General features: G+C 41.4%; 13 protein-coding genes and 1 tRNA gene. 7 read left to right on the forward strand and 7 right to left on the reverse strand.

Annotation, left to right across the window (positions count from 1 at the left end):
• The first annotated feature begins 12 nt into the window (after nt 1-12).
• Complete coding sequence (gene gltB / locus ABWV55_RS04405; protein WP_353292461.1) at nt 13-4614, forward strand: glutamate synthase large subunit; 4602 nt, start codon at nt 13-15, stop codon at nt 4612-4614.
• A 21-nt stretch (nt 4615-4635) separates the two neighbouring features.
• Entirely contained in the window at nt 4636-4944 is a 309-nt protein-coding gene (locus ABWV55_RS04410) for a YciI family protein (RefSeq protein WP_353292462.1), read from the forward strand.
• Here the strand turns inward: ABWV55_RS04410 and lipA are convergent.
• Complete coding sequence (lipA, locus tag ABWV55_RS04415; protein ID WP_353292463.1) at nt 4922-5791, reverse strand: lipoyl synthase; 870 nt, start codon at nt 5789-5791, stop codon at nt 4922-4924. The two genes, ABWV55_RS04410 and lipA, sit on opposite strands and share 23 nt — an antisense overlap.
• A 70-nt stretch (nt 5792-5861) precedes the next feature.
• On the opposite strand from lipA, the gene ABWV55_RS04420 reads away from it, so the two are divergent.
• Nucleotides 5862-5935, forward strand: a tRNA-Pro gene (locus ABWV55_RS04420).
• Between the two features lie 316 nt (nt 5936-6251).
• Here the strand turns inward: ABWV55_RS04420 and ABWV55_RS04425 are convergent.
• Nucleotides 6252-6404 (reverse strand): hypothetical protein, encoded by a 153-nt coding sequence (locus ABWV55_RS04425; RefSeq protein WP_353292464.1) that lies wholly within the window; start codon nt 6402-6404, stop codon nt 6252-6254.
• An 896-nt stretch (nt 6405-7300) separates the two neighbouring features.
• Between ABWV55_RS04425 and ABWV55_RS04430 the strand changes: the two genes are divergently transcribed.
• A complete protein-coding gene (locus ABWV55_RS04430; protein ID WP_353292574.1) occupies nt 7301-7849 on the forward strand; it encodes a helix-turn-helix domain-containing protein in 549 nt (182 codons plus the stop codon).
• A gap of 1206 nt (nt 7850-9055) precedes the next feature.
• Entirely contained in the window at nt 9056-9565 is a 510-nt protein-coding gene (gene fldA / locus ABWV55_RS04435) for a flavodoxin FldA (RefSeq protein ID WP_353292465.1), read from the forward strand.
• A gap of 55 nt (nt 9566-9620) precedes the next feature.
• Here the strand turns inward: fldA and ABWV55_RS04440 are convergent, their stop codons facing one another.
• From ABWV55_RS04440 to ABWV55_RS04455, 4 genes are all read right to left on the reverse strand, one after another.
• Nucleotides 9621-10580, reverse strand: coding sequence for an FAD-dependent oxidoreductase (locus tag ABWV55_RS04440; RefSeq protein ID WP_353292466.1), 960 nt, complete (start codon nt 10578-10580; stop codon nt 9621-9623).
• A 55-nt stretch (nt 10581-10635) separates the two neighbouring features.
• Nucleotides 10636-11346, reverse strand: a complete 711-nt coding sequence (locus ABWV55_RS04445; protein ID WP_353292467.1) for an alpha/beta hydrolase — start codon at nt 11344-11346, stop codon at nt 10636-10638.
• 933 nt (nt 11347-12279) lie between these two features.
• Nucleotides 12280-12867: a ferritin gene (locus ABWV55_RS04450; RefSeq protein WP_353292468.1), complete on the reverse strand. Its 588-nt coding sequence runs from the start codon at nt 12865-12867 to the stop codon at nt 12280-12282.
• Between the two features lie 134 nt (nt 12868-13001).
• The gene (locus ABWV55_RS04455) at nt 13002-13967 is read right to left on the reverse strand and encodes an extracellular solute-binding protein (protein ID WP_353292469.1); all 966 of its coding nucleotides are present in this window, start codon (nt 13965-13967) and stop codon (nt 13002-13004) included.
• Between the two features lie 168 nt (nt 13968-14135).
• Between ABWV55_RS04455 and ABWV55_RS04460 the strand changes: the two genes are divergently transcribed.
• Nucleotides 14136-14801 (forward strand): Fe2+-dependent dioxygenase, encoded by a 666-nt coding sequence (locus ABWV55_RS04460; protein ID WP_353292470.1) that lies wholly within the window; start codon nt 14136-14138, stop codon nt 14799-14801.
• Between the two features lie 122 nt (nt 14802-14923).
• Complete coding sequence (locus ABWV55_RS04465; protein ID WP_353292471.1) at nt 14924-15130, forward strand: hypothetical protein; 207 nt, start codon at nt 14924-14926, stop codon at nt 15128-15130.
• A 235-nt stretch (nt 15131-15365) separates the two neighbouring features.
• Here ABWV55_RS04465 and ABWV55_RS04470 read toward each other — a convergent pair whose 3' ends face one another.
• A complete protein-coding gene (locus ABWV55_RS04470) occupies nt 15366-16961 on the reverse strand; it encodes an iron uptake porin (protein WP_353292472.1) in 1596 nt (531 codons plus the stop codon).
• Between the last annotated feature and the right edge of the window lie 678 nt (nt 16962-17639).

The raw sequence follows: 17639 nt of genomic DNA on the forward strand, positions 1-17639 counted from the left end.
TGGTTGATGTTTATGTCTGAAGCCATCCGCTCCACAGCTTGGCCTTACAGGGACAGTGTTGCCCCCAATATCATTGGCGGTGAGAAAGACGCCTGTGGTGTTGGTTTTCTTGCTCAGCTTTCAGGGGAAGCCAGCCATTGGGTCTTGCAGCAGGCCCTGCGCGGACTGGGTTGTATGGAGCATCGTGGTGGCTGTGGTGGTGATGGTGATTCCGGCGATGGAGCGGGTATCTTATGCGGGATCCCTTGGACTTATCTAAGGGCAATCTGGCCTGAGGCGGATGAGGCCAAGGGTCTTGGCATGATGTTTATGCCCACCGATCCAACTTGTCGAGCCGCAGTGCGTCGGGTCTGTGACGCCGAAGCAATAATCTTGGGACTAAGCCCACTCGGTTGGCGCGAAGTCCCTGTTGATCAAAACGTTTTGGGGACGTTGGCACAGCGGACGGATCCCTCTATTGAACAATGGCTGCTAGGAGGAACTGCAGTAGGCGACACCCTTGAAGCGCTTCTTTTACGTCTTAGAAGACGTGTAGAAGCTCGTGTACGCGATGAACTAGGTCTTAGGCAAGCAAGTGATTTTTATGTGACTTCCTTGAGTGGTCGCACCGTTGTTTACAAGGCCATGGTGCGTTCAGAAGTGCTACCGCAATACTACGCCGATTTGCGGGATCCGCGCTTCGAAGTCAGCTTTGCTGTATACCACCGACGCTTCAGTACTAATACCCTGCCACGCTGGCAATTGGCTCAGCCAATGCGTCTGCTGAGTCATAATGGCGAAATTAATACACTTCTGGGCAACCTTAACTGGGCCAAGGCTGCTGAGGCTGGCTTAGACGATGTTTGGGGTGAACACTCCAGCGATCTCATCCCTGTAGTCAATCCGGCTTTCAGCGACTCGGCTAATCTAGACGCGATATTGGAACTGATGGTTCGTAGTGGCCGATCCATTACGGACAGCCTAATCACTTTGGTTCCAGAGGCATTCCGGAACCAACCGGATCTTGAGAATCGTCCTGGCGTGATGGCCATGTATGAATTCAATGCTGGAATTCAGGAACCCTGGGATGGCCCAGCCCTCTTGGTATTTGCTGACGGCAAACGAATTGGTGCAGCATTGGATCGTAATGGTTTACGGCCGGCTCGTTGGTGCACCACCAGTGATGGATTCGTAATCATGGGTTCTGAAACGGGTGTAGTCGATCTTAGTGACAAGACTGTTGTTCAGAAAGGTCGCCTGGGTCCTGGGCAGATGGTTGCCGTGGATTTAGAGATAGGCCAGCTGCTCGACAATTGGGCCGTCAAAGAAGACGCGGCCTCGCGCTTTCCCTACGATAAGTGGTTACGCCAGTATCGCTCATCCCTCAAATCACAGCCTTGGATTCAGGAGCGTCGCATCGGTGAGCTTTATCTGCTGCGCTTGCAAACGGCAATGGGATTCACTGCCGAAGACCTTGATCTTGTAATTGGTGATATGGCTGGATTTGGCAAGGAACCGACCTATTGCATGGGGGACGACATCCCTCTGGCGGTGCTGTCTGACAAGCCACATCTGCTGTATGACTACTTTAAGCAGCGCTTCGCGCAGGTCACTAATCCGCCTATTGATCCACTTCGAGAGAAGTTGGTGATGAGTTTAGAGATGCATTTAGGCGAGCGTCGCCCCGCCCTGAGGCCCCAAGCAAAAGCTGCTGCCATGATTCATCTGCGTAGCCCATTGCTTAATGAGTCTGAATTAGATGCTCTTCCTCGACAAGGCCTTCCGGTTAAGATGTTGTCAACTCAAGTGGCCGTTGAATCCTGTGTCAATGGGTTGACGAGTGTCTTAAAGGCTCTCTGTTGGAACGCTGAGCAGCTAGTACGCGATGGAGCACAAGTATTGGTGCTCTCTGACCGAATCGGAATCGATGGCCAATTCGCAGAACTTACTTCTGCTACGGCAACGATACCGGCGTTGTTAGCGATTGGGGCGGTACATCATCACTTGCTTCGCCAAAAACTCCGTCTGCGTTGCTCCCTTGTAACCGATACAGCCCAATGCTGGAGTACGCATCATGTCGCTTGTCTTATTGGTTATGGTGCCAGTGCCGTTTGTCCTTGGCTCACATGGGAGACGACAAGACATTGGCTGGCGCACCCCAAAACGCAGAAGCGGATTGAACTAGGCAAACTCTCTGCTATCGATGCAAGCCAAGCCCAAGAAAACGTTCGCATCTCATTGGAGAACGGCTTACGTAAGATTCTTTCAAAAATAGGTATATCATTGCTAGCTAGCTATCACGGTGCGCAAATCTTTGAGGCAATCGGCCTTGGCGCTGATGTGATTGAAACTGCTTTTGCTGGCACTACCAGTCGTGTTGCGGGCATGACCCTTGCAGAATTAGCTTGCGAAACGCTTGCTTTACATGCTAAGGCTTTTCCTGAACTCAGCTGTAACAAGCTAGAATTCATGGGCTTTGTGCAGTACCGCGCAGGGGGTGAATTTCATCTCAATAGTCCAGAGATGGCCAAAGCTCTGCATGCTGCTGTAAAGATCGGGCCCGGATATGATCATTTTTCCACTTACAACACACTCCTGAGTAATCGTCCTGTAACAGCGTTGCGGGACATGCTAGAACTTAAAGCTGCTCCAACTCCACTGCCTTTAGACCAAGTAGAGAGTGTGGAGAGCTTGTGCAGTAGGTTTTGCACCGGAGGAATGAGTTTGGGAGCTCTCGCCAGGGAGGCTCATGAAGTCTTGGCGGTAGCAATGAATCGCATCGGCGGGAAGAGCAACAGCGGAGAGGGGGGAGAGGATCCGGCACGCTTCCAGGTTTTGCAAGATGTCAATAAAGACGGCCGATCCCCATCGTTCCCCAGTATAGGCGGACTTCGAAACGGTGACACTGCTTGTTCGGCGATAAAGCAAATCGCGTCTGGGCGCTTCGGGGTGACAGCCGAATACTTGCTCAGTGCTAAGCAGCTGGAAATTAAGGTCGCCCAAGGGGCAAAGCCTGGTGAAGGAGGACAACTGCCTGGTCCAAAGGTAGACGACTACATAGCCTGGCTGCGAAACAGCAAGCCAGGCGTAGCCTTGATCTCGCCTCCTCCACACCATGACATCTATTCGATCGAGGATCTGGCCCAGCTCATCCATGACCTTCATCAAGTGCATCCTAAGGCTCCAGTGAGCGTCAAGCTGGTTGCAGAAATTGGTATCGGAACCATCGCTGCTGGTGTAGCAAAGGCCAATGCCGATGTAATCCAGATTTCTGGTCATGACGGTGGTACTGGTGCCTCTCCGCTGAGTTCGATTAAACACGCCGGCGGCCCATGGGAACTTGGCCTCACTGAAGTACATCGTGCTCTGCTTAAAAACGGTTTGCGAGACAGAGTGCTGCTGCGGGCTGATGGCGGTTTCAAAACGGGCTGGGACGTTGTGATTGCAGCCTTGCTTGGGGCTGAAGAATATGGCTTTGGCTCGGTTGCAATGATTGCCGAGGGATGTATCATGGCCCGCATTTGTCACACCAATAATTGTCCGGTCGGGGTTGCGACTCAGAAAGAACACCTACGCCAGCGCTTTACCGGTTTGCCCGAGCACGTTGTGAATTTTTTTTCGTACGTCGCTGAGGAAATCCGACGTCTCCTGAGTGTTCTGGGAGTGGCTAGGCTGAAAGACCTCATCGGAAGAAGCGATTTGCTGCGGCCACGCGCTGTAGACCTCGCAAAGACTAGATGTGTTGATCTGTCGAGCCTTTTGGCTCCGATTGTTGACTCTGAAGATCGCTCTTGGTTAGTTCATAGCACCAAGGTTCATGGTAATGGCCCCGTTCTCGAAGATCGTCTATTAAGTGATCACGAGCTGGTGGCAGCAATTAAGAATCACAGCAACCTCAGTCGCACATTTAATATTGTTAACACGGATCGCAGTGTCTGTGCTCGTCTTGCTGGTGCAGTTGCCCAGCGCCATGGTAACCACGGCTTCAATGGCCAGCTAAATCTTACCTTCATGGGCGCGGCAGGACAGAGCTTTGGTGCGTTTTTGGTTCAGGGAATAAACGTGCGCTTAGAGGGAGAGGCCAATGATTACGTGGGTAAAGGGATGAACGGCGGCCGCATCACTCTAGTACCCAATGACGGCAACGCGAATCCCGGCGATCAGGTGATCCTTGGGAATACCTGCCTCTATGGGGCTACTGGTGGCGAATTATTTGCCTATGGACGGGCTGGTGAACGTTTCGGTGTGCGCAACAGTGGAGCTCATACCGTAGTGGAGGGTGCTGGCGACCATTGCTGTGAATATATGACTGGCGGGGTGGTGGTGGTGTTGGGTAAAACTGGTCGCAACGTTGGTGCCGGTATGACCGGTGGTATCACATTCCTGTTAGACGAGACTGGCGGAGCCACGGCTCGGGTTAACCAAGAAATCGTTGAAGTCTGTTTTCTGACGACCAAAGAGCAGGAGTCCATGCTCAAGAACCTGCTGGAAAGTTATTTGGCGGCCACTGAAAGTGACAAAGCTTCATCATTGTTAGTGAACTGGTCCTCTGTCAAAGGTAGTTTCAAAGTCCTCATTCCTCCCAGTGAACGGATGGCCATGGGACTTGCCGAGAAACAAACTACGGTGGTTTAGCTTGGAACTCCGAATATCCGCGTGGCCTGGTTCATCAAAACAGAAACGTTTAGACCGGAAACAATTGCTCTCACAATCGAACAGCGTAGTTCTTACTTAAAAGCCCATCGCGCCTGGATAGCTCAGCAAGCCGCATGCGGCCGACAAATACGAAGTGGTTTTTTGGTGGATAGCCGGCGGCGCCCGGGAGGCGGAGGTCTATTAATTTTTCAAGCGTCGTCTTATGTCGATGCTCTTGACTGGGTTAGACAGGATCCGATGATTTTAGCTGATCTTGTTACTTGGCAGTTGCAAGAATGGATTCCTGTTAGCGGGGATGGTTGGCCATGAGCCGCTGCACTTCACCAGCGTGGTAACTGCTCCGAGCCAAAGGACTGCTTATTACTTGGAGGAAACCCAGCTCTTCTTCACCAATACGGCGATATGTCTCGAACTGGTCCGGTGTTACAAATCGGTCAACAGCTAAATGTTTGGGCCCTGGGGAGAGATATTGGCCAATGGTCACGATGTCCACCTTATGCCTGCGAAGGTCTTGAAGAACCTTGATCACTTCGTGATCGGTTTCCCCAAGACCCACCATAAGACCTGATTTGATATAGGTCTTTGACCAGCCATCTCGAACGCGTTTAAGCAGCTCAAGGGACCGTTCATAAATTCCCTGAGGCCTTGCTCGCTGATACATTCGAGGGACCGTTTCGATATTGTGGTTTAGTACGTGAGGCGCCGATTGCATCACTTTGGACAAGGCGCTCCAGTTCCCGCAGAGATCGGGAACTAGTAACTCAATGGTAGTTAGTAATGAGCGTTGTTTCACTTGTTCAACACAAGCAACAAACTGAGAAGCGCCTCCATCGTCTAAATCGTCTCGATTAACAGAGGTGATAACCACATGGTTCAGGCCAAGTCGGGTCACCGCTTCACCAAGGCGTTGTGGTTCGCTAGGATCTAGTTCTCGGACGCTTTTATCGAAGTCGATATCACAGTAAGGGCAGGCGCGTGTACAGCCCGGACCCATAATCAGAAACGTGGCTGTCCCTCCGGCAAAACATTCACCGATATTTGGGCAGCTTGCCTCCTGGCAAACTGTATTCAGATGTAGATCTCGCAGCAAATCCGCAACGGCCCCGATCCGTTCCGGCTGAGGGGCTTTGACGCGCAACCACTCGGGCTTGAGCACAGCTGAGTTCGAATCTGGTTATGACCCTAAACGGCTATTTAGTCCATGTTGTCTCCTAAGGTGGTTGTGACGGGATGTAGCGCAGTTTGGTAGCGCACTTCGTTCGGGACGAAGGGGCCGCAGGTTCGAATCCTGTCATCCCGATTTAATACTTCTACTTCTGACCTTGTTAGAGATTTTATTTAGAGTGACGAGGCTGATGACATTGGCCAAATAACTAGCTTTGTGGAAAAGATTTTGAAAATCATGACCAGTACATCCTTCAAATTTGCTAAATTCACTGTTTGTTAGTAAACAAATTTTACCGGTGAAATTGGTTTTTTAACTTAGATGCAGATCTAAGCTAATAGACGTGTTGTTGTTAGCAGCGGTTTGGAATTAGCTAACCTTGCATTTGTACTTAACAGCACCCAGCACCCAGCACCCAGCACCCAGCACCCAATAGGTTGTGTTCCTCAGTTTACTTAGTAGTAGTGGAAAACTGGGTTACTTCCAGTTCGCTAACGCGAACTTCCAAACCATCGATACAACCACGAATAGTAGTGAGTTTGGTTTTGAATTCATTGAAGATGTAATGCAGTTCGTCAGTGACTTTTTCATTGGTCTTGATCATTTGGTTATTTGAACATACTTTGTGATAGAAAATAATTAAGATGCTTTGGCGAAATAACGGACTTAGACAATAGGTTGGAAGAGTAGAGTTCATTGCCTCTAAGATTAAGTACCTGGTATATAGGCATATAGTTGCGCACCCTGAGAAAAAGGGAAAAAGCAAATTGATTGGGACTATATACAATGTGATTAACACTTACATGACAAGACCTAGAAACACCAGAATTTCAATCCAAGGTGCAAATCATTTTGGTAAGGTAATCCATCCAAGGGGGCATGTTGTCGTCAAGGAAGGATGGTCAACGTCGCCAGGAAGTCTAGCTACGCCGTAGATTATTGTCACCCAAAGAGCCAATTGGCGGTGCCTAGGCTAAGCGTCAGTGCTTGTCGTTTAGAGTTCTTGGCCAGGTATCTTTGAAGAAGGGGCTCTAAAGCTACCGGACAGTGCTGGATTTTCGCTGATATTTCCTTGTTTCCTTACAACATCTATGATTACTGAAACCAGACAAGCTGGCCTGCAATTAAAACTTGCATTTGATTTGGTTGATCCTCAGATCCCTACAAACATTATTATGCTTCCACGTATTTGCACAGATATTAAATACATCGGCGGATCACTCTATTGATAAATAAGTGCTTAAGAGATATAGGAGTTAGCTGTTTAATGCTGCGAATTAAGTTCGATGCCTAGCTTTATGAAAGCACTGTTGCTGAACTCATTACACAAGCTTTTGTTTAAGGTTAAACAAGTCAATCCGCAAGAAGCAAAAGCTTATTGAGAATGACTTGCATCTTCACTAACCCACTTGCTACTATTGCGATTAATTCTCAATCGCAATAGTTGTGACGGCTTCCGCTTATCGCTTCTTGCCGGATGATTCGGTTGCTCCGATGTCAATGCCTCGTCAGCAAACTGTTTTACTCGACCCTGCAGGCCGTGAACAGGCCACTGTTCTTGAGGTGATGGAAGGAGTCTGTCGTGTATATTGCCCTTGTGAGGAAACAGAGGGTATGACCCTGGCCTTCTTGCAATCTGGAGACCGTCTTCGAACTGACCGCCTCTGTAGTGATGGTGCTTGTGTAGAGGCGTTGACAGCCCTCAAATTTCGACGAGATGCTGTGAATTCTGATGACTTAGGCATGGACGCTGTTAACGAATGGACATTGCAGCTCTTACGCGTTCGTCATCTAGGTCAGGCTGAGCAGCGTTTGCATGCACTGCTTGTTCTTTTGGTGAATCGCTTAGGTATGAGACGCAGTAGTTGTTTTCAATTACCTTTCCGTTTGACACACGAACGTTTTGGAGAGCTGATTGGTGCAACCCGGGTTACTACAACTCGATTACTCTCCAAATGGCGTCAATCCAATTTGGTTGAGATGCCTTCGAATGATCTAACCACACGGTTGGCTCCATTTTTAGTCGAATCATCTCCTTTAACTTTCTAAATATGACAAGTCTAAGGACAATGGGTCTGCTTGGAGACTTATGTCATGAGGCTGATTACCTCTATACAAGGATAGCGGTTATTCATCTTGCATTAAAACGATGTAATAACTTAGGACTTCAACGCCGTTTTTACTTTGAGATCAGTGTTCACATTCAGCGTTGTTTTGAGATGAAAAATATTGTTAGTCAATTTAAACTATTTGGATTTTCTAAATCTTGTCAACTCTATTTATTAGAAGAATTAATCGATAGAGCACTAACCAAGAATATATCTATAGTTATACACAACAATAAATAGCTTATTGTTATTGAATGCAACTGATTAGAGTTTCTAACTTGATTAATATTTATTAGTTTAATCAAATCTTAATTACAAGAAATTGAGAATTTTAAATATAAATTCATTTATCGACAGTTAACTAACTAAACCCAAATATTAACCGTTTAAAATATAGAAAATATCTTTAGGATTATTAATTGTCAAGCAAACAAATTATAAAAATTTCATATGTTCATTATACTTTATTTGTCAAATATTTTAAAGCTTTGTCTAATTAATAGAGAATTAACAGCCTAAATGCTTAAAACTGCTTAAGCTGCTATAAAGTATAGTTAGCAATTTTGGTTCAGATATTTCTATTATTAGATAATTAGCAAAAGTAAAAGACTTTATTATGAAACCAAAGGCTATTAATTCTGATATGTCAATTACAAAGTTAATTAAATTTTCTTGTACTGATTATGATTAAACTAATCATTTTTTTAAAAATCTGAGAGAATACATATTTCTGTGCTTAGATTAAGCATAGTCATGCTTATTAAGCATTCAGATTAAAAAATCTGTATCTATAAGGAATAACTCTTTCTAAAAACAAAAAATCTTAAGAACTTTTATTGATTGTATTTAAGCTAGTTTTAATAAATATAATTGCTGGCTTGCAAAAGTTAGAATAATTAAACTTAATTAAGCTACTTTAAAGTTTGTAGACTTATTTATTTAGCTAAGAATCCTTAAATTCATAAAAAGTAAAAGAGTGTTAATCAAATAATTTTATAGATTTATATTATTTAAATTAGTTCAAATAGATTGAAGTCTGTAACGAAAGAATGAGTGGAGCTGATGTAGTAATCATGACTTTAGAATGCATCACACAATAACAAGATGCTTGTAGTCAAAGCCAAAATAGCTGAGTCAGACTCATATCATGACTTTCACCATTTTTTTTGCAACGTCTACCGGTAAAACAGAAGAGATTGCAAATCGCCTAACAGAATTGCTTCCAGGTTCAGAAGCTAAAGATGTTGATAATCTTGATTCATCGGATGAACTTGTTAGAGCTAACGCATTAATTTGCTGTATACCAACTTGGAATACTGGAGCTGATGAAGCACGTTCTGGAACCGCTTGGGATGATCTTGCTCAAGAAATTCCAAATCTTGATTTTACTGGAAAATCTGTTGCAATCCTTGGCTTAGGTGACTCCTCGGGATATTCAGATTTCTTCTGTGATGCGATGGAAGAATTATATACTGCTTTTCTTCAATCTGGCGCTAAACTAATTGGTAAGGTACCTGTGACGGGATATACATTTGAATCATCTAAAAGCGTAATTGACGGAAAATTTTGTGGTCTTCCTATTGACGAAGACAATGAGTCTGAATTTTCAGATGAACGATTGGCTAAATGGGTTAAACAAATTAATAGTGAGGCATAAACTTATTAAAAATTTAACGATAAAATTAACAAAATGTATTGCAAAGGTTTGCTGTTTATCTATGAACCCAGTCTACCCGAATTTCCTTACGCTGGTTTAGATATTTATCAATAGACATCGCAGCTATGCAGCCATCGGAGCAAGCAACCACAGCTTGCTTAAAGGGAGTATTTCTAATATCACCGATAGCCCATACACCATCAATATCAGTTTTCATATTATCGTCTACTTTAATACCACCCTTAGTATTTAATGGGACTTGCCCATTCAAATACTCTATGATCGGCATAGATCCTGTTGAATAAATAAATACTCCATTGACATTTACTGTTTCCATATTTAGTTTCCTTGTTTCTCGAAGTTTAATTTGTTTGACACCTGATTCGTCTCCTTCTATTTTTATGAGTTGTGTATATTGCCACCATTGAACATTCGGAGCTGTTGTCAATATATGCATACCTGTTGAGGATGATTTTGGTTTACTTTTTGTAATCCAATGTACTCTTGATGAAGACTTTATTAAAACTAAAGCTTCATCGATTGCCTCTTGATTAAATCCATAAACTGCGACCTCTTGTTGCTTATAGAATGCGCTATCACATGTTGCACAATAACTAACGCCTCTTCCAAGAAATTCATTTTCTCCCGGCAATGTTGATGCACGTCCCATTGCTCCGGTTGCTAAGACTAAGATTCTGCTACGAAAAATTCCTTCAGGTGTATAAACAATTTTTCGATCTGAATGCAAGTCAATACCGTAAACCTGTGCCTGTTTATATTTAGCTCCATAACTTATGGCTTGCTCTCTCATTAATTGTAAAAGAGCAGATCCAGATGTAGTAGCAGTTACTCCTGGATAATTTGCTATCTGATGAGTAATTGCTAATGCACCAACAGAGGGATTTTTATCAAGAATTTGAGTCGTAATTGATGATCTTGCCGTATACAAAGCGCAAGCACATCCCGCTGGACCTCCACCAATAATAAGCACATCTGAGTCAATAAAATCAGTCATTTTATTTGATTTTTGTTAGTGGGTAATTTAATTTGAATTATAAACCTTAAACAAATTAAGTTTCAGGTACCATATCTAGAAAAGACTCAATAATCTGTGATGTTTGTCTTGGATCTTCGTAATGAAAAAAGTGTCTTCCGTTTTTAATTGACCGATAATGATCACCTGGCTTGAATTGACCTACCCAACGTTGATTAGCATTACGATCAACAACAAAATCATCGTTGCCATTAATAACTAATGTTGGAACAGAAGCAATTCTGATGCTACCTAGTATGTACTGTGAAGCAATTGATCCAATAGTATATTCTTGATCTAAGCACTTTGCAAGAAGAGATACCATAGTTAAATTATTTTTAGATACTTTTTCCCTAAAGAGACAAGAAGATAAATGCATAAGGATCCTTTCTCGACTACATGAAAACTGATTTCTCATTTTTAAATAATGCGATGTCCATTGATTAGTTATTGCTGTGTCTACAGAGAGTAGTATTGTTGAATGTACAGTTTCCGGATATTTATTAGCAAAGAGATGAGCTATTGTGCCACTTATTCCATGACCAATTAAATGGTATTTTCGGTTTTCTCTACGCATTGTTTCTAATATCAATTCGTGTATTGTCGCAATACTACATGCTTCATCAAGATCGTGTTGAAATGACCAGTATTTAATCAGTCTATTTTTAACTAAAATTTTTATAAGTCGTTGATTAATGCAATGTAATATTGGCTGCAGATCGATCCATAGAATTGTCGGTAGGCTCATTATGAGTAAAATTTTTACTAGTATGCTTGTTTAAGTACTCATCATTTGTTGTTTTTAACATTTTCATGTTTCGAATTATACTTATAATGATACCATTCAATTTTATTAATTTTAGTATTATTTAAACTAGGCCATACATCATTTTTAATGCTAAGAAATCTTATAAATCTTAGTGCTTTGATTAAATTAATACCATGACTAAACATTAGTATAAGTAAACAGATTTTTACATAAACTCTTTTAGTAAAGTTAAGATAACATTTTACTTTTACTTGAAATTATACTTCAAGCTAGTGTGTTTTTCTTAACAGCTAATTCTAATAAATTTTAATTCTATCCCAGCTTTAAATTTTTTTGATTAACAATTATATCTTTTTCAATAGATTTTAGTATATTAGCATAATTAATATATACTATGTCATTTTTTAACTCTTTTTGTAGATGAGAAAGTACAATGAATTTGCAGTACATCCTAACCTGTCTTGATTATAGCTATTTGGTTTAACTATATCAATTCTAAACAAGAATTTAGTTTAATAAATTATTACTAATTTTTTATTTGCTTAACTAGATTTTACTGGTATATACTGCACATAGCTAAATCTTTGTAATCAAAATATAAACTAACTGATATTTTATTAAAACACGAATAAGCTCCATTATTTAGATATACTAACCCTATAATAAGTGCTGATAAATTTACTTTAAATATTTTTAATTTTAAAATTTAATTATAAATAGTTATAGACCCTTAAAGTTTATTAAATTTATTTCATATAATTGTCAAAAATTTTGCACAATGAACATGATATATGATTACTAAAATGTAAAATTAAAATTTAATATTTTAATTTCTTTCTACATTTGTTTAAAGCGTAAATAGATTTTATATACTCGCAGTTTCTAATTTTCCAGATATAATACTAATAGCTTTTAACTTTTAAGTACCGCTGGTTGATGTTGTCCTTGGTAAAGTTCATTGTCAATAATCAGTAATGCAGGCGCTTCATTTCTTGCAAATTTAACTCGTCCCAAAAGATATGCAAATTCATTCTCTGCTTGGGTTTGTTGATCAATCATAGAATCTAGGAATACAGTAGTTCTCATATCTGATACTTGTTCCCCAAGCGCATAAAGTTGATGAAGAGAAGCAGTTATGTCGGCCTCCATAAGAAAAGAGCTTGCTAAAATATCTACCGGAGATTCCCATAATTGCTTTGGGGCTTCAAGTGAAAGCAGCTTAACTATTTGTCCACGAGCAATTAAGTATTCAGCAAATTGTGCGGCATGTCCATGTTCAGTTTGAGATTCTTCTCGAAAATACTTAGAGAAACCTTTAAGTTCACGTTCAGCAAACCATATTGCTGCTGCAAAATAGTTTGTGTGAGCTTGACGCTCCATATTAAGATGGTGCTGTAGTCCGTTAAACAAATCTTCTGCCATTGGCTCTGCTACGGCACGACCTGAAAATCCAGTATTTACAGCGTTAATGCCAAACTGTGAGGTGGTTACTGAAGTCATGAGTAAGTACTCCTTGCAGTCGTTATGACATGAATATAACCACACTGAGTCACAAATGCATCTGCCAAGTGTTACTTTTATTTTTGCTACTAATAATTAGTATCAACTATTCTATGTGGGTCTAGTTATCTCTATTAACGCCATCCATAATTAGTCATAATCTGAATAGCTCTTTTTTGTGTACTTCCAAGTTTACTAATTGATGTACTAGCTGAATTAAATCGTCCAAACTTTTTGAGTTCATTAGATTCTCCGAACCCATTTATAGGATATTCATAGGTTGGTTTAGTTAAAAATATACTACCTTTTGGTGAAGCAAGAAAGGAAATTAGTTTAATCGCTTCGGCTTTATTTCTTGCTGATTTTACCATTCCAGCAGCACTTATATTGACATGCGCAGGATTAGGCATAATCAATTTAATTGTTTCTGTTAATAGCTTGTCTTTCTTTCCGTTAGCACCAGCTTGCATGCGGGCTAAATAATAGTGATTAACAACACCCACACCACATTGACCTTGGCCAACGGCTCGAATAAGAGATGTATCTCCACCAAAAAATGGTTGATTCACGTTTTTGATCATTCCTTGCACCCAACTTATTGTTTTGGTTTCGCCTTGCTGGATAATTTGATCTGCGACAAGAGACTGATTATATACATTTTTTCGTTTTCTTAAACAAAGTTTTCCTTTAAGATTTGGATTTGCCAAATCATCGTAGCTCTTGATGCTTTCTACCTCTACTAATTTAGGATTAACAATAACAGCTCTAACTCGTCGTGTTAGACCAAACCATCTATGTTTTGGGTCACGATATTGCACAGGAATATTCTGGGTTAGCTGGTTAGATTCTATTGGAGCTAATAACCCTTCCTTTGCTGCGTTGTTTATACGTGCTGCATCGACGAGTAGGATTACATCTGCCCTTGAATTCGTTCCTTCACGCTTAAGTCTTTCTATTAGTGTCATGCCATCGGCCTCAATTAGTCTAACCTTAATCTTGGTAAGTTTATTAAATGCTTTGAAAGCTTGGCGGTCCGTATTGTAGTAACGTCCTGAGTAAACTAAAACTTCTCTCGCAGTATTAGGAATTTGGATCGCCATTAGCAGAGTTATTGCAAGAGCAGGAAGTAACAACGCCTGATTTCACCTGGGGTTCCTTTTCCACTCTACTAGCTCTCCTTTTCCCACCAGTTTATTTTTACTCATTTAGATGTATTAAATACTACATAAGTTGCTTCGGTCTGTCTTTTTTCCTAACTTTTCGTTTTTATGGATTATTTGACATCCGAACTCTTTACTTGTCAAGAAATCAGCCGTCTCTATTGTGACCTTATGGCAGATAATTTACCCTGGCTTGATGGTCGACTTACTGCTGGAGATCATGCAGCTCGCGTTAAAACTAATCGTCAACTCGATCCTACCTCACCCTTAGCCATTTCTATTATTAAGATCGTCACAAATAAGATAATTTCTAACTCTCTTTTGAAGAGTTACGCACTCATTTATAAAGTACATAGTATTTTGCTGTCTCGTAGTGAAATTGGTGATGGGTATGGTTGGCATGTAGATAATCCATTTTCGAAGTATGGTCGTCGTGATATCTCTTTTACTCTCTTCTTAAGTAATCCTAGTGAGTATGATGGAGGCGAACTTGTTTTTCAATCAATTCAAACTACAAATAGTATTCGTTTATCAGCGGGTCACATTATTCTCTATCCTAGCTCGTTACTGCATTGTGTTCAACCCATCTTAGGTGGTATTCGACTTGTTTGTGTTGGTTGGATTGAGAGTTACGTTCAATCTTCAGAAGATCGTTCCCTCCTCTTTAATTTAGAAGCTGGCGCTAAGGGTTTGCTTGCTCGACACGGTCGTTCTGATGAATTAGATCTAATTTTTCAATCTTATGCAAATGCTGTTAGACGCTTTTCTAGTTAAATATACTTTTTGTTGCTGTCGCCCATCGAAATATATGATACTAGTATTTATTTTTCAATTTTTATTCTAGGATAGGCTTTGATTTTTTAGAAATGCCTAGAGTCTCAGCAGTTACCATTTTCTTGGCTGCTACATCTCTTTTAGTTGCTTCTGCATCGTCTAATACAGTCCATGGTCAAGAGGTTAGTAATCTAGAAGAATGGTCCACTGATCAAACTGTTAATGATAATCAGGAAAATGAGTTGGATAATAATAATAAAGAAAAAAATAGGTTATCTGAACATGAGAGCATATGTGTACCTATCGGCGAAGGTGAAAATTGTTGGTAACTTCATATTTATTTAGATTTTTAGTTCTAATTAATAACTTAAAATGCTTAGTAAAAACAATTTTTTTACTTTCAATTTTCCTTCTCTAAAGTTGTGGTGATTTTTGTGATCCGTATAAATTTAATTATTCCTCTAAAGATAAGACTATTTGTAGGCGCTTATTATTTATGATCTTGTTTGTCAAAAGAATATCTAGCAGATATCCTTTTGACCTCTGTAAACTAACTAGCAGTAATCAGAATCGAAATCTAGTTTTTATAAGGCCACCAAATTTATCCTGACCGTTAACTTGTACATCACCGTAGGCATTGTAAACCCAAAATACCGCAGGAGTGATTTTGATGTTATCACTCACCTGAAAATCGTAATAACCTTCGACAGCAAAGTTGGCTTCATTACCAGTGTCTTTATTTTTGACACTGGTGGCATAACCGGAGTAAGAACCAAAACCAATACCCAACTTGTTGCCGTTCATGAAAGCATCTTTCCAGTTTAAACCTATCATCCAACCTTTGAGAGTTTCAGAGTTACCATCGTACTCACTTTCGGCATAACCAAAGTCAACACCTGCACTGATCGTGGGAGTAACATCTGACTCAGTTGGTTGCCAATAACCACGCAAGCCAACAGCGTGCATCGGATGGCTGAGGTTTCTTGCTAGGGGCGTGGAATAGCCCATTGCAGTTGCGACCTTGCTTTTAGTTGTAATACACCTGCCTTCGGTATTGCTTTCTATGCAAAGTTGACCTGCATTCTTCAAAGAATATAATGCTGAGATATGCCACTGACGATTACCATAGCCTATTTGGCTCAGAAAATATGCATCGGTATCCTCACCAAACATTCCCTTCTTAGAGTTGCTTTTAGCTCCGCTCGTAACATAGTTAGCAGCAATATTTAATGCTCTTTTGCCTGGATCGACATTTTGGCGCCATTGTAGGCCAAAACCCTGACCTGTATTGCTACCTAAGGCTATTCCATAACCACCAAGCTTAAAAGCTTTGAGGATGGGCTTGTAACGAGTAGGCGTTTCAATCATGTAGTAATTCTCAATCAAGCTGCCAACAGTGGCAGTGAGCTGAGAGCCGATTGGGAAGATGTACCAGAACTTGTCAACCTTCAGCGTGTTATCTCCTAATTTGGCATCAGCCAAATAGGAATCCTTTTGAGTCCAAACGTTGTCCATGTTACCCGTGCGAAGACGGGCATATAGATGATCCTTTCCTGAAAAGGATGTACTGAGATTCAGTGTATAACGGTACGATAAGTTGCTGCCATTACTGTTGCAATTACTGTTTTTCTTATTGCATTCTTGTCTATTATCATAAGTAACGGCACCAAGAAATAAGTCTGCTTGACCTTGCAGTTTAGTAGTAGTGGAAAACTGGGTTGCTTCCAATTCGCCAACGCGAGCTTCAAGGCCATCGGCACGGCCACGAACGATAGCGAGTTCGGTTTCGAATTCATTAAGGAGGCGACGCAGTTCGTCAGTGACTTCGGTAGTACGGTCGAGGCAGGAGTTCAGCAGTGCTGCGGCCTCGTATCGAGTCATTACCCGGTTACCACGAAAAGCTCCGTTTGGATAACCAGCAACGCAGCCATACCGTTCCACTAGGTTATTTAGTGCTTGATAAGCCCAGTCGGTAGGGTAAACGTCAGAGAATTGGGTCACACTAGCGACTTGGTTAAGACTGTTAGTAGAAGAGTCAGCCGCGTAGTCAGAAACACCGTTGATGTTGATCTCAGCGGCATTGACACCAGAGACCAGAAGGCCAAGAGTGGCGGGAGCCGCCAGTATTTGCTGGAAAAGCTTCACTTGAGAATTCCTCACACAGAAAGCGCCAGATTCTCTAAGCGATCGCGATCTTGCCTTGCTCAAAAAGTATTTAACGTAACAAATTATATGATTAGATCATAACGATTGATCGTTCTACACATTGCGGTTGAGTTATCAATGGTAATCTTGTTTTTTGCTAGAATTAATGTGCCTTTTATTTCAGTGAGTTGTAATTTTTGCTAGTTTGATCTTTAGTGCAAGTTTTTGAGTCGTTTTCAGCGCCTACAATCGCTGATTGTTAGCCTGACGAGGCTTATGGAATTATCTGCCGACGCTAGAGCCAATCTTTTAAGAATTCATAAGAAAAAAGGATGCAGGAAGTCTAAATGTTCAAAGTGGAGAGGCGGTTCTTGCCGTTGTGGCCGTGATTAATCCCAACAAATAGTGTGCTTTTATCTTATCAGTTGAAACAGTTTCTGTATGTTTTAGGCTAACTACCAAGTTAACAGCTAGGTAGCTAGCCTAATTACTTTCCTTGCTTAATTGAGTGTATAATTAAATCACAAAGACCTCGATCTCCTTGGGTTTATAACTAAACATCAAAATAATTGGAGACGGTTTTGAGCCATAATTAAAGTAATTAGCTACTATGTACTTAAAGAGACCGTGAACTGAGGAGTTATCATTGGTAACAGTTATTGGTTGCAGATTAATTGTCTGAAATAATTGGTA

It is taken from the genome of Synechococcus sp. M16CYN, from assembly GCF_040371545.1.
Classification (GTDB): Bacteria; Cyanobacteriota; Cyanobacteriia; order PCC-6307; family Cyanobiaceae; genus Parasynechococcus.